Below are 13229 nucleotides of genomic sequence, written 5' to 3' on the forward strand. Positions count from 1 at the left end.
GATCCTGCTCGGCGGAACGCGGACGAAGACCCATTTCAGCGCAGCGCCCCCTAGATGATCCGCCGATGCCACGACAGCGGGGTGCTGCCCGGGACCTGCTCCTCGTCCGGCAGCGAGTAGTGCGACAGCTCGGCGTGGAAAACCACCCCGCTCTCCTCGGCCCAGTCGCGCCAGAGCCGCGTACGGCCGGACCCGTCCGACGCCTCGAACCGGTGGAAGACGCGCAGGTACGCGGCGAAGCCGCCCGGCACGAGCTCGGCGACCAGGTGCCCCTCCGTGCTGCCGAGCCCCTTGAGCCCGTCCTGCAGCCAGGCCAGCTCCGTGCCGTCGTAGGTCCACTCCTGCGTCACCGTCATGCACCCCATGGTGCCTAGGCCGTTGCCCCCTGACTCTCCGTCCTCGGCGACTACCCCGCAACCCCCGCTTTGCAGCAGCGAGTTCATACCGAGAGCATGGGCAAGTGACGCAGGTCGCGCGAAATGCATATCGGTATTCGAGACGGCTTCCGGGTGTCGTCCCCCGTCGACCTCGCAAGACGCTCCCCGACCAGCCCTTCGGCGCGACTTAGGGCATTCGGGGGGCACGGCGCCCCCGAATGGGGCCGAATTGGTCTAGGCAACAAACAACCCCCAGGCCGATGACCTGGGGGCGAAGGATGGAGCGAGTGACGGGAATCGAACCCGCGCTCTAAGCTTGGGAATCAACGGGTTCTGCGGGGATGGTGTGCTGTCTGACCTGCGAAAACAGGGGCTGGTGTGGCTTCTATCGCGGACCCAGTTGCACTGCTGTTGACCGGGGTTTTCCGGTCTGGAGGGCACGGATGGGGCACGCGGTGGCCGAGGCGGCCGGCTGAGGTGCGATGACTTCTCTGATCCGCCCCGTGGCATGAGCGCGCTCGCGTGGCGGGGGATCGAGGTTGCGGGAGCAAGGGCGCTCGCGAACGGGCCGATTTCCCTCGCGGCAGGGTCCGATCCTGCCACGCTGGTCGGCGTGACGTACGTCGTGAGCGTGGAAACCCACATCCCGGAGGGCACGCCGGAGATGGACCCTCTGCAACGTGCCGGCGCGGTGGCGATCCTCGAATCCGGGCTCGCCTCGGTAGAGGGCATCGAGGGCCCGGACGGGATGGAGGCCGACCTCCACGAGACGATCGTGGCCGTCCATCCGGGCGGAGCGCTACTCAAGATCTTCGTGGACGCCCCGGCGTTGGAGTTCGCCGAGGAGGCGGTGAGCTCGGTAGTGGGGGAGCTGCTGGAGCGCTCCGAGGTGCTGGCCGAGTGGACGGTCGACAAGTGCGAGGTCCAGCTCCACCCCGACCTGGCCCGGGAGAGCCTCGCCGCTTCCGACGGCCCGGACGCTCCGCCCGATGATCCGGCCTCCCGCAAGGCCCACCATGCCGCACAGGCTGCCGCTCGGAGTGGCGGGGACGACTACGACGCGGAAGCGGATGCCGCGGCCACGCGTGACCGAATGCTGGCCATGGCAGCTGAGCTGCGCTCCTTCCCGCCCGTTATGTTCGGCGTGCTCGACGACGAGGGCGAAGAGGAGAGCGAGCACGACTTCAGTGTCTTGCCGGAGGATGCCAAACTCGCGGCCGGCTCCTTGGCGTACGGGATGCACCTGTTGGTGGACAAGCTCTTCCAGGATGTGCAGACGCTGACCCGGGAGCGCACCAACGTTGCCGAGTGCGACCGGCCGTTCTGGCTGTTGGAAGAGCTGCCCGAGCGCTACGCCCTCCAGTACAACGCCCATTTCGCGCGCCGCTTCCTGGTGACCGCGAATTGTCATGACGACCCGGTTCACCAACGGCGGCTTCGTCCAGCTCAGTTGTCTCGCGGAGGAGCTCGCCCTCCGGCTCCTGCTGCGCGAGGCCGAGGTCAGCCTGGATGTGGTCGGTCTCCTTGATTCCGGAGTGTCGGACGCGCTCGAATCGTTCGCTGCGAACGTCTATGAGGACATGGACCACGAGTGGTTGTACGACGACTCGACCGACGGGATCGACGAGAGCCCGGCTGGGGAGGCCCTCGGCATCGCGCCCATGTCGATCGGCTCGTGGTTCACCCCTTTCGACAGGGGCTGCTACGTACATCCGTATGCAGAGGATGAACCGAAGGGAATGTAGCAGCAAAGATCGGCGATTTTTTGATTGTTAGTAGCAGTGGGGTCCTCAGTATCGCCGGATACCGACTTTCGCGACGCCATCTGCCACTGAGCTTTTTCAGCGGTGAGTCTCCAGGGTGAGGATGGCCTTGACGGCTGACGCGAGCTGGTTATGGCTGCAGCGGGCGTGGCGGAGGATCCGCCAGGTCTTGATCCGGGCGACGCCTCGCTCGACGGGATACCGGAGCCGGGCGTGGGCCTTGTTCAGCGACTTCTCGCGGGCGGTGGGCTCGGTCCGGGGCTTGCGTCGGATGGGGAAGGCGAAGGTCCCGCCGGCTCCGGTGTATCCCTTGTCCGCCAGGACGGGGACGCCGAGCCGGGTGCAGGTGGCGATGATGCGGTGCCGCCGGGCGGCGGTGAGGTCGTGGGTGAGTCCTGGCAGGGCCCGCGAGACCCAGAGGACTTGGCCGTCGGGGCCGGTGATGAGCTGGAGGTTCACGCCGTGACGGCGGTGCTTGCCGGAATAGTCGCCGCGGCTGTCGCCGACCCGGTCGCACTCCGCGAGCGTGCCGTCCACCAGCACGTATTCCGCTTCGGCCTTCGCCTCGCGCAGGGCGCGGGTGAGGCCCGGCGCGAGCTTGGCAAGGAGCTGGATGACGGAGCGGACGTAGGCGTGCGCGGTGCCGACGCTGATCCGGAAACCCGCGGCGATCTGGGCGAGGGTGTCGTGCTTGCGCAGGTACACCAGCGCGACCAGGGCACGGGCGGACGGGCGCAGCTTGCACCGGCGGTCACCCTTCCGAAGGACGATGAGCATCGTGACCGTCTCCACGAGGGCGTGCGGCAGGTCGAGTGCGATGCCCCTATGGAAGTCAAGTAGCTGATGCCAGGGGCAGGCTGGCTCGCAGGATCTTGTAGACAGTGCGGGCGAGGTATCGCTTCAGGCAGCGGATGATCTCTCGTTTGGACATGCCTTCGGTGGTTCGCCTCCGTGCGTACTCCTGGGTGTCTGCGTCCCAGCGCAGGCGGGAGAGCACGGCCCGGAACAGGGCGGCGTTGGCCTGCCGGTCGCCGCCGCGGCTGAGTCGTCGTTTGTTGGTCTTCCCGGATGACGCCTCGACGGGGCTGGTCCCGCACAGGGCAGCGAACGACGCTTCACCGCGCAGCCGTTCGGGATTGTCGCCAGCTGCGATGAGCAAGGTGGCGGCCGAGTCCGGTCCGATGCCGTGGAAGTCCAGCAGGGCCGGCGCTGTCCGGCGGACCAGGGCGGTCATCTGCGCGAGGGCATCCTTGACCTCCTCGTCGAGGTACTGGATGCGCCGGGCCAGTCGGCCAAGGCTCTGGACCACCGTCGACTCGGCAGGGGCCGAACTGGTCGGCCGCAATACTGTGCACCGGGCGAGAAGCCGGGGCAGGGACAGCCCCTCCAGCGGTTCGCGGATCGATGCGGTCGCGTTGACCAGCACCGCTTTGAGCTGGTTGACGGCCTGGACCCGGGCCTTGACCGCTGAGTCTTTGACGATCTTCAGGACCCGCAGTGCCTCGACTGGGCCATCACCGTTCTTGGGCACAGCCGTTGCCTCGCCGCTGAGCACGGCACGTGCGGCTGCTTCTGCGTCGACGGCGTCGCTCTTGCCCCGCCGCCGGCGCATCGCCCGGTTCGGCCGGTTCACCTCCACGACGTTTACTCCGGCACTCTGAAGTGCCCTGGTCAGTCCGGCACCGTAGGAACCGGTGCCTTCCACGCCGGCCCGCGTGACGCGGCCCAGGGCATACGCCCACTGCAGCAGGTCCTGGTAGCCCGCAGCAGTCACCGGGAACGGCTGGCATCCCACGACCACGCCAAGCGTGTTGAGTGCCACAGCCACGTGGCAGTCCTTGTGCGTGTCGACACCGAGGACAACCTCGCCCTGGTCGGCCGTCGCTGAATGAATCACAGGCGCAGTCCCCTGTCCCAAGTGCATGAACAACAGTGCACCAGGTGGGAAGAACGGTCAGACCTGTGACGATGCCGCAGCAAAGCCCCTATCCGGACACGAGCCTCCTGCCCGGAGGCAGACACGCCACCCCCGAGTACAGTCGGCAGATCGCATTCAGGGCATCGGCAGACGAGCCAGGCAGAATATGGGCCAGACCGCACCCCGGAGCGGCACGGCCATCCTCGCAGGCAGGATAGGTAACCAACGAGGCTCCCGGGGACAGGCGTTGAGGCGCAGCACACCGCTCTCAACTCCCGGGAGCCCTCGCCCGTCACGCCACCCCCACCATCACCCGATCGGTGGCCGAGCTGAAAAAGCTCACTGAACGTGTTCTACGGGCTCCGCTCCCGGCTCGCCCGCCGCCCCCGCCCACCTGTCGAAACGCGCGGCTCGGGAATGCGCGCTGCATCACCGGAAAACCCCAGGTCAGATGAGATCTGGCCTGGGGTCCGGCTGAGAGGTCGAGGCCGAGGGCTGAGGTCGAGGTCAGAGGGCCTTCGCGAGCCGGTGGCGTGTGGTGAAGGCGATCGTGACGGCGACGAGCAGGACGGTGAACGCGCAGAGGAAGGCCATCTGGGTGCCGGGGGACGTGAGGAGCAGGCCGCCGATCTGCGCGCCGAGCGCGGAGCCCCCGAGACTGATCGTGGACGACCAGGTGAACGCCTCGGTGACGTGGGTCGCGCGCGCGGTCCGCGAGATGATCTTGTAAAGGATCACGGTCATGGGCGCCTCGAAGGAGCCGAGGACGACCAGGGCCAGGCCCATCGACCAGTTGTCCCAGACGAGTACGGGCAGCAGGGCGCCCGCGCTGACGACCACCATGCCCACCCTGAGCGAGACCTGGACGGACCAGCGCCGACTGCGGCTTCCGTACCAGAGTCCGCCGAGGATGCCGCCGACGCCCCACGCCGCGTAGAACACGCCGACGCCGCTGGCCGAGCCGTGATCGTCGGCGAACGCGGGCAGCGCGACGTTGTAGATCCCCGTCCTGACGGCGGTGCAGGCCACCAGGGCCAGCACCAGGATCAGCCCCTCCGAGCGGAGAGCACCGAGGGGGTCACGCGCCCCGCTCAAGGTGGCGGGCTGGGTGCGCGAGGCCCGGGTCGTCGCGAACCCGATGGAGCCGGCGGCGGCGAGCACGCCGCCGATGACGATCGCCGCGCCCGGGCTGGCCAGGAGCAGCATGACGCTGAGCAGGAGGGGCCCGCCGATCAGGAAGACGTTGAACAGCACGCTCTCCAGGGAGATACCCGCCGGCTCCAGCCCCTCCGTACCGCGCCACAGGGTGCGGATGCAGCCGCTGATCGGCGGAACCGTGGCGCCCGCGACGGCCACGCACGCCAACTGCACGGCCATGGACCCGGATTGGAAGGCGACGAAGCCGATCAGCGACACCGGGTACACGAGACCGGTGGCGAGGAGCACGATCGTCTGCCCGTACCTGTCGACACGGCGGGCGACGAGCGGCGCGAACAGCGCGGTGCCGAGGCTGTACGCACCCAGGAACAGGCCGGCCGAGAGGTAACCGGTGTCCTTCGAGGTGGTGAAGACCACCAGGGCGAGGCCGACCAGATAGAAGGGGAATCGCCCGACGACGCTCCAGAACAGGGGTGCGCGCATGCTTGTGCTCCGCAGGGCCGCGAGGATCTGGTTCTCTTCGGCCGGGAGTTCCGGGGAGGTGTCGGCGTCGCTGGGGGTCGTCGTGTCGGAGGCAGGGTGATTCGTCATGGTGTCTCGCACTTCGGGAAGGATTGCCGGCTCGGGGTTACTCACTGCTGTCGGGGGCAGGGAAGGCGCCATAAGGGCGGCGAGCGATCGTGACGGCGAGGTCCTGGACGGCGTACGCCGTCATGTAATAGGCCATGGGTGCCGTGTAAGGGCTCAGGGTCAGGGTGAACTCGGTCTCCCCGACTCCGTCCGGCCCGATGTGGACCTTCTGGAGCTCCGGTGTGACCGTGCAGTACTCACGCCCGTACTTGGCGACGAAGAGGCCGAGCTGGATGGTGCCGGGCCGTGCGTCGCGCACCGTCACCCGCACCGGCCGGACGTCTCCTTGGAGGAGGTCCTCCTCGGCCTCGATCAGCAGCGACGGTCCGCCGGGCAGACCCAGGGCGACGTCGCTGCAGCGCGTGCAGATGACGCCCTCGGTGTCGAGTGCGGTGGGCACCAGGGCACGCCGGACAAAGCGCTCGGCGGGTCGCCCGCACGGACAGCGCACCGTCGCGACCGAAGAGGGATCGACCGTGCTGCGCTCCGCGAAGTAGCCGAAGGAACCGCCGAATTCGTTCTCCGGATCGTTCACGAACTGCTCCGCGATGGCGAGGTCCAGCTGCTCCAGGTCGAAGAGGAGGCTGCGGGTCGTCTCGGCCGGGTCGCGAACGACCTGGGACTGCCTGGTGATCTGGTGATCGACCCGGGCGGCCAGACTTTCGAGGCCGGATCGCAGGGGGTTGCGGAAGGACAGGAGTCCGCCCGCCAGATAGGCGGTGAGACGGGCGGAGGTGGTCAGCAGCAGCTGTGCCGGCATGACGGACGGCGGCTCCGGCGTGATGCCCTCCTCGGCGGCGCTCATGCCGAAGTGGACGTAGGCGGGAGAGGGGCCCACGGTACGGATGCTGGAGTTGAAGGCCGCGGCGGAGGAACCGCGTTCGCGCACGGACTCCAACCAGGAGAGGTTCTCCGCATGCCCGGCCTCGTGTCCCGTGATCGCGGCCACCACGTCCTTGGCGGTGCCGTCGATCGCGTTGAGCATCAGCTGGTACTTGGGGTCGTAGATGGCCGCGTCGGCGAAGGGGCCGCTGTTGCACGAGCTCAGGACGACCTCGGCCGCGCGGACGTCGCGCAGCTGGATCAGCTTGTCCACGGGCTTGTAGCAGGTGGGCTCGTCGGAGTAGGCGCAGATCGGACCGATGACGTTCTCCTTGCGGGGAACGACCGAGTTCAGACCGCAGATGGTGTAGTCGGCGAGGTTGAGCGAGTCGTCCTTGCCGTGCCCCTGCAGAAGGAGGCGGCTCCAGCGGGTCCCGAGGATCTCGGACCTGACGTCCGCGGTCTTCATGCCCTCCTCGTCGAGCAGGTGGATGCCGCTGCGCGTGAGTCCACGGTCGACGGCGGTGAACATGCCGATGTCCCGTACGTCCGGGGCCGTGTGGACGTACTGCTTGGCGGTGAACCAGGCCAGGGACGCCGCGTCCCGGCCGGTGAGGAGCCTCAGGCGCACATCGGGCCGGAGTTCGGTGGCGCGCATCAGGGGCCAGACGGTGTCCACCGTGAGGTGCTCGTAGAGACCGGCGACCAGCAGGGTGTGCACCTCGGCCTCGTCGGCGTCCTCGGCCGCTTCCCCCTGCCGGTACTCCGTCCGCGGCTCCTGCGGGAAGAGCGCGTCGAGCAGGCCGGCTCCGACCTCTTCGTCGTCGAGCCACTTGTCGGCGAGGGGTTCGAGGAGCGCGACGAGACCGGCGGGCATGGCTTCCGGCCGCACGACGATGCCGTACGAGCAGGCGGCCGGCCGGCGCGCCTCCCCGTACAAGCCGGCGGCGCATGCGACGGAGGCCGCGAGATCGGTTCGCCCGTCGGTCCAGACCGGGACCTTCGCGCGGGCCGTGTCCGAAAGGAACTCGTCGACGGCGGCGGCGTAGGAGGAGGTGTCCTCCACGAGGGAGAAGGGCGAGGCCGACATGATTTCGGATTCGTCGCCGGAAACATGGAACTCGGACTGCACCACGCGTGACTCCTTCACAAAGGCGATCGGTTTCGAGCGGCCCGGGCTTGCCTTGTGACGGCGCTCTTCACCGAGGTATCGCGACGGTACTTCCGTACCGTCGCTCCGCGTATCCACGGCAAGTTCATCCGCGAGGACACGTGACGCTTACCTCGCCCCGAAGCACCTGCGCATGTCGCCTACGCGGGTCCTTCGCGGCGGCACAGTTCCTGGAGCACGGCACGAGCGATCTTGTCGTTCTGCCGGAAGAATTCGTCATTGCTCCGCGGGGACGGGAAACGGCCGGATGCCACGCTTCCCGAAAACAGGGCGCCCACCCCGAAGCGACTCTCGTGGGGGGCCCCGTCGGGACGCTTGAGGCGATTGAAGGAATCGGTGTCGACGAGACCCACGCTGTCGATGACGCCGGTGGGATACCGTACGCCGCCCTCGGGGGTCGTCCGGGTCTCCTCCCGGATCTCCTCGCGCTGGACGAGCTCGGACAGCACCGGGTCGTTCACGCGGAGCACGGCGCGCTCCGGGAGCCGGGCCTCGATGAGGGATCGGGCCTCGACCGATTCGTCGACGTTGCACGACCGCGCGTGGAAGAGCCCCTCGTGCGTGGTCACCGTCATCTCCGAGCCGAGGAACCGGACGACACCGGCACGGGTCAGGGCGAGCAGTTCCTCGAGGCGCGGTCCGGGCGGACCGCTGGTGAGGAATCGGCAGAGGTCGAGGAACTCGGGAAGATCGCGCTTCCACGAGTCGGGAGAGATCCTCTCCTCGCTGATGAGTTCCACCAGTCGGGAGAAGGCGGAGATCAGACCGTGCACCATCCCCAGGTGCGCGCTGTACCGAGGATCGCGCCCGCGTCGGACTCCGGTGTCGATGTAGTCGGCCATCCAGTCCTGGAGGGCGTCCAGGTCGGGGAAGCGGTGACCGGCCAGCGGATGAGCGGTCTCCTCCAGGTCGATCCGGTCCCCCTCGAACCGCACCGCCCGTTCGACCAGTTCCTTGAGTTCCGGTCCGTCCCAGTCGAGGGTGTCGAGGCGGTCGAGGAACTCACGGGCGTCGATGTCGAGGAGCTCCGGGTGCGACGCGGCAAGCTCGCGGTAGCCCGCGTGGGTGACCTCGCGGGCCATCAGCGGCCAGATGTCCAGGGCGAAGTCGAGAGGGCGGTCGCCGAGGGCGTCCACGGCCGCGGGGTCGAGGTGGCCGAACGGTTCCGGGGGCGGTCCGGCCAGCTTGTAGTGCGTCTTCGACCAGTACGGCACGCCGCGCCGCGAGCCCACGAAGAGGACGGGTTCGTTGCCGGACGGCTGGTAATGCAGCTCACCGGACTCGTCACGCCGGAACGTGCCGCCGCGTCCGGAGGTGAGCAGCACGGCGGTGTCGATGAAGCACAGACCGAGCCCGCGCACGATCACCGGTTCGCCGGCGGCTATCCGGTCGAAGGAATGGTCGGCGGTCGGCCCCGACGGCAGGTAGCACAGGTCGTGGGCGGCCGCGTATTCCGTCAGCCGCACCTCTTCCGCGTTCAGCTCGACATCCACGTTGCCCTGCGCGAACAGGACGACGTCGACGTCGACCGGGGGAAGGCCGTCCGCCATGACGACGCGCTGCCTTCCGAGAGGAAGGTCGTGTACGTCGACGGCCCGGCCCACGTGGGAATGGACCTGCACCTGGGGCCCGCAGCTGTTCGCCAACTTCCAGAACACCCAGGACAGATATTCGCTCTGCGTCTGACGCGTGGTGAACCAGCCGTCGTGCATCCGGCTCGCCTCGGCCGACACGGAGGGGGTGTGCCGGAATCCTGAGGGCGACGAGAGGCTGCCCGCGGCCAGCTCCCGGGCCCATTCGCTGAGCGTGGGACCGGGAACGACCGGGCCTTCGCATGCGACGGTCTCGTCGGTGAACATGGTGCAGCTGCCGGCCGTGGTGTTCATCCACAGCAGAGGTGACTGCTGGGAACGCCAGACGCGACCGCCCCCCGGCGGGTAAGGATCGATGACGTGGACGGCGATCATCCGGTCCGGCGCACACTCGGCGGCGTTGGCGATGAGACGCTCGAGAAGCGAGGTACCACGTGGGCCGGCGCCGATGATCGCCACGGACAGTTTTCTGGTCATATTCCGTTCCTGGGCCTCGATGAGGGCTCGGTCATGTCGCCTGCGTGTGAATGACGCGTCACCGGCCACTCGTTCACTGAGCCTTCTGTTACGCGGCGCTCTGCCTGCGCCCGTCGATCAGCGCGGCGAGCTCCGCGATGCTCGCGTCGCCGATCAACTCGCTCATCTCCACCTGGACCGAGCTCTCCCGGAGGATGCGGTACTGCACGCCGACCGTCTGCAGCGAGGTCGCGGCGAGCTCGCGCAGGGTCCGCGCGGAGACCTCCTCGTCCTCGGCCAGCTGCAGCACCTCCCGGACGGTGGTCTGCAGCCACGACAAGGTGGTGGGCTCGGCGCCGGCACTCTTGTGCACTTCGGTGACTCCTTCGTTGGGTGACTGGAGGCGAGGGCCGCTCATACGGCCCTCAGCAGGACGCACATCCGCAGCCCTGACACGCTCGACGCCAGCAGGTACAGCCCGCCCGGGTGGACGCCGCCGGCCGACTGCCGGTCGACGAGGTTGATCAGCGGGTCTGCGGCGAAGCAGTGGCCGACCCTGGTGATGTTCGAGGTGTCCAGCTGGGACGGGCGGAACCCGGCCTGGACCTCCTTCATCAGCACGATCGGCAGAAAGATGTTGTTGTGCAGCAGGCCGTCGATCTCCTCGACGCGGATGCCGGCCTCGGCGCACAGCCGCTGGTTGGCCGTCTTGGCCAGGTCGGCGCTGATCTCGGTGCCGCGAAGCATGGAGGCCGGGTCCTGGGCGTGCGCGTCCGCGACCCACTCGTAGGACTCGGGAGCGCCGTCCACCCACCGCGAGACCAGGCAGGCGGCCGCGCCGTCGCTGAACAGTGCGAAGTCGGCCAGCCGCGCGGACTCGTCGGGCACCGCGTCGGTGGTGATCACCAGCACCGTCCGGTGCTGGCCCGCGGTGACCATCGTGGCGGCCGTCTGCAGACCGGTGAGCAGGGTCGCGCACCGGTTCAGGGTGATCCCGGTGACCGGGACGTCGCCGAGTCCGAGACCGTGCAGGACCGACGCGATCAGGTCGCCGTGCTCCCCCACATCGCTGGGGAACGTGGTGGAGCACAGCACGAGCGCGTCGATCCCGTCCGGCTCGACGCCCGCCGCTTCCAGGGTCTGCCGGCCGGCCCGGACGGCGAGCGTGGCCGTGTCGAGTTCCGTACGGCGCACGGTGCCCCAGCCCCACATGTCGGCATCGGGCACCATTCGCCGGCTGTCCACGAAGGCGGCGAAGCCGTCGATCTCGGAGTGGTCGGTCGCGATCTCGCCGAGCACGTACCTGGGCGCGCGCAGCACCACGCGCCGGATGTCAGTCGTCGTCATGTCAGCCCAGCTGCCTGCGCAGGAAGTCGGCTATCAGGCGCATCGCGTTTCTGGACGTCTCGAGCACGGCCGAAAGCTGGAGGAAGCCGTGCGGAAGGTCCTTGTGCGGATGGAATTCCACCGGCACGTCCGCGTCGGCGAGCAGCTTCGCGTACTCCTCGCCCTCGTCGAACAGCGGGCAGTACTCGGCGGTCAGCAGCAGGGCCGGCGGAAGTCCGCTGTGGTCGTCCGCCTTGGCCGGTGAGGCATAGGGCGATTCGCCGTCGGCGGGATCGGCGAGGTAGTGGTCCCAGAACCAGGCCGACGACTTCGCGTTGAAGAACATCGGATCGACGTGGTCCTTCATGGACTGCGTCGTGGCGTCGTTGCGCGTCGGCGGGTAGACGAGCACCTGGGCGGAGAGCTTCGGCCCGCCCTTGTCCCGGGCCATCAGGGCCATGACCGCGGCGAGGTTGCCGCCGGAGCTGTCTCCGGCGACGGCGATGCGGGCGGGATCGGCGCCGAGTTCGGACGCGTGCTCCCCCACCCACCGCACGGCGGCGTAGCAGTCGTCGATGGCGGCCGGGAACGGGTTCTCGGGCGCGAGCTGGTAGCCGACGGACACGACAATGCAGGGGGTCAGGCTGGCCACCGCGCGGCAGATCGCCTCGCACGTGTCCAGGGAGCCGACGACCCAGCCGCCGCCGAAGAAATACACCACTACGGGGAGCGGGCCGTCGTTCTCGGCCTGCGGGCGATAAACCCGCAGGGTCAGCGGACCCGCCGGACCATCGATGTCGAAGTCGAATACCTCTTCGGGTTCTTTCACCCAATCCCAGATCTCGGCTTCGGTCTCCCGATCCGCTACCCGGGCCTGTTCTACCGACATGGTGTAAAGCGGCGTGAATCCGGTGGCGACACGATAGTCCCTGATTCCCGCGTAGAGCGGATCAAGCGGCATGAAAAATCCCTCAGCTCCCAGGACTGCAGCAAGAAAATCCGAATCAACATCGAGAGTGGCACAGGCCCGTACGGCACCGGGGTAACCGAGGCGATGAGCTGCGCCGGGAAGGGGTCAGCGCGATGTTTCCCTCCGCTGAACTTGCCGCAGACGCAGGGAAATCAGTGCTGTTGTAACGTCCTCTCGACATGCGATAGGGGAGAAAAAGTGAGTGAATTCGAAGGGCTCGTGGCGATCGTCACGGGTGGCGCCCAGGGAATCGGTCTGGCCACCGCGAAACTGCTGACGAGCAGGGGCGCGAAGGTCGCCGTCCTCGACCTCAAGACGGAGGGCTTGCCGAGCGACGTCTTCGGCGTCCAGGCCGACGTCGGCGACGACGCCCAGGTCGAGGCAGCGGTGGAGGCCGTCGTCGAGCGGTTCGGTCGCCTCGACATTGTGGTGAACAACGCCGGCATTCCGGCGGTCGGCGATGTCGCCACGAACAGCTCCGAGGAGTGGCTGAACGTCCTGAACGTCAACGTCGTCGGCATGGTCAGGGTCGCCCGGTACGCCCTGCCGCACCTGCGCCGCTCGCCCGCCGCGGCGATCGTCAACACGTGCTCGATCGTGGCGTGGGCCGGACACCAGACGCGCACGCTGTACTCGGCCAGCAAGGGCGCCGTGTACTCGCTGACGCTGGCCATGGCCGCGGACCACGCCCGCGAGGGAATCCGCGTCAACTGCGTCGCGCCCGGCACGGCGGACACCCCGTGGGTGGAGAACCAGCTGCAGGGGACGGCAGACCCGGAGGCCGCCCGGGAGTCGCTGCTCAAGTTCCTCGCGCCGGGCCGCCTGGTGACGGCCGACGAGGTGGCGGGCGCGATCGCCTACCTGGCGAGCCCGCTGTCGAGCGCCTCCGTCGGCATGATGCTCGCCGTGGACGGCGGCCAGCACAGCCTGCGCCTGCGGCCGCAGGACCAGCAGCATCTCATCGGACGCTGAACCGCGACCGCACACGGCTTCGGCCCCGGGACCATCTCCATGGTCCCGGGGCCGAAGCCGTGTGCTGTGTCCCC

12 protein-coding genes are annotated in these 13229 nt (G+C 68.4%); 3 read left to right on the plus strand and 9 right to left on the minus strand.

The window, feature by feature from the left end:
• Positions 1-50: 50 nt before the first annotated feature.
• On the minus strand, positions 51-356 hold the full coding sequence (locus ACIBK6_RS06380) for a hypothetical protein (protein ID WP_399049236.1): 306 nt from the start codon (positions 354-356) through the stop codon (positions 51-53).
• A gap of 529 nt (positions 357-885) precedes the next feature.
• Between ACIBK6_RS06380 and ACIBK6_RS06385 the strand changes: the two genes are divergently transcribed.
• Entirely contained in the window at positions 886-1905 is a 1020-nt protein-coding gene (locus ACIBK6_RS06385) for a hypothetical protein (RefSeq protein WP_399049237.1), read from the plus strand.
• Positions 1889-2122: a hypothetical protein gene (locus ACIBK6_RS06390; protein WP_399049238.1), complete on the plus strand. Its 234-nt coding sequence runs from the start codon at positions 1889-1891 to the stop codon at positions 2120-2122. The genes ACIBK6_RS06385 and ACIBK6_RS06390 overlap by 17 nt, the downstream gene beginning before the upstream one ends.
• Positions 2123-2218: 96 nt before the next feature.
• Here ACIBK6_RS06390 and ACIBK6_RS06395 read toward each other — a convergent pair whose 3' ends face one another.
• The 8 genes from ACIBK6_RS06395 to ACIBK6_RS06430 all read right to left on the minus strand — a co-directional run bounded on the left by ACIBK6_RS06395 (position 2219) and on the right by ACIBK6_RS06430 (position 12174).
• Positions 2219-2917 carry a transposase family protein gene (locus ACIBK6_RS06395; RefSeq protein ID WP_399049240.1) on the minus strand — a complete coding sequence of 233 codons (699 nt, stop codon included), beginning with the start codon at positions 2915-2917 and terminating at the stop codon, positions 2219-2221.
• Between the two features lie 55 nt (positions 2918-2972).
• Positions 2973-4064, minus strand: a complete 1092-nt coding sequence (locus ACIBK6_RS06400) for an IS110 family transposase (RefSeq protein WP_399049241.1) — start codon at positions 4062-4064, stop codon at positions 2973-2975.
• Positions 4065-4565: 501 nt separating this feature from the next.
• Positions 4566-5807, minus strand: coding sequence for an MFS transporter (locus ACIBK6_RS06405; protein ID WP_399049243.1), 1242 nt, complete (start codon positions 5805-5807; stop codon positions 4566-4568).
• A gap of 37 nt (positions 5808-5844) precedes the next feature.
• The gene (locus tag ACIBK6_RS06410; RefSeq protein WP_399049244.1) at positions 5845-7803 is read right to left on the minus strand and encodes a hypothetical protein; all 1959 of its coding nucleotides are present in this window, start codon (positions 7801-7803) and stop codon (positions 5845-5847) included.
• Between the two features lie 176 nt (positions 7804-7979).
• Entirely contained in the window at positions 7980-9908 is a 1929-nt protein-coding gene (locus ACIBK6_RS06415; protein WP_399049246.1) for an FAD/NAD(P)-binding protein, read from the minus strand.
• Between the two features lie 88 nt (positions 9909-9996).
• Positions 9997-10260 (minus strand): acyl carrier protein, encoded by a 264-nt coding sequence (locus ACIBK6_RS06420; RefSeq protein ID WP_399049247.1) that lies wholly within the window; start codon positions 10258-10260, stop codon positions 9997-9999.
• A 41-nt stretch (positions 10261-10301) separates the two neighbouring features.
• Positions 10302-11234, minus strand: a complete 933-nt coding sequence (locus ACIBK6_RS06425; protein WP_399049249.1) for a ketoacyl-ACP synthase III family protein — start codon at positions 11232-11234, stop codon at positions 10302-10304.
• A gap of 1 nt (position 11235) precedes the next feature.
• A complete protein-coding gene (locus ACIBK6_RS06430) occupies positions 11236-12174 on the minus strand; it encodes an alpha/beta hydrolase (RefSeq protein WP_399049251.1) in 939 nt (312 codons plus the stop codon).
• A gap of 207 nt (positions 12175-12381) precedes the next feature.
• Here ACIBK6_RS06430 and ACIBK6_RS06435 point away from each other — a divergent pair, with 207 nt between their 5' ends.
• Positions 12382-13155 (plus strand): SDR family NAD(P)-dependent oxidoreductase, encoded by a 774-nt coding sequence (locus ACIBK6_RS06435; protein ID WP_399049253.1) that lies wholly within the window; start codon positions 12382-12384, stop codon positions 13153-13155.
• The last annotated feature ends 74 nt before the right edge of the window (positions 13156-13229 follow it).

The sequence above is a fragment of the Streptomyces sp. NPDC050485 genome, from assembly GCF_044458185.1.
In the GTDB taxonomy this organism is placed as follows: domain Bacteria; phylum Actinomycetota; class Actinomycetes; order Streptomycetales; family Streptomycetaceae; genus Streptomyces.

Excerpts from the sequence above, each read along its gene's own strand:
- ACIBK6_RS06380 (WP_399049236.1), bottom strand. The coding sequence starts at position 356 with ATGACGGTGACGCAGGAGTGGACCTACGACGGCACGGAGCTGGCCTGG.
- ACIBK6_RS06385 (WP_399049237.1), top strand. The coding sequence starts at position 886 with ATGAGCGCGCTCGCGTGGCGGGGGATCGAGGTTGCGGGAGCAAGGGCG.
- ACIBK6_RS06395 (WP_399049240.1), bottom strand. The coding sequence starts at position 2,917 with ATGCTCATCGTCCTTCGGAAGGGTGACCGCCGGTGCAAGCTGCGCCCG.
- ACIBK6_RS06400 (WP_399049241.1), bottom strand. The coding sequence starts at position 4,064 with ATGCACTTGGGACAGGGGACTGCGCCTGTGATTCATTCAGCGACGGCC.
- ACIBK6_RS06405 (WP_399049243.1), bottom strand. The coding sequence starts at position 5,807 with ATGACGAATCACCCTGCCTCCGACACGACGACCCCCAGCGACGCCGAC.
- ACIBK6_RS06415 (WP_399049246.1), bottom strand. The coding sequence starts at position 9,908 with ATGACCAGAAAACTGTCCGTGGCGATCATCGGCGCCGGCCCACGTGGT.
- ACIBK6_RS06425 (WP_399049249.1), bottom strand. The coding sequence starts at position 11,234 with ATGACGACGACTGACATCCGGCGCGTGGTGCTGCGCGCGCCCAGGTAC.
- ACIBK6_RS06430 (WP_399049251.1), bottom strand. The coding sequence starts at position 12,174 with ATGCCGCTTGATCCGCTCTACGCGGGAATCAGGGACTATCGTGTCGCC.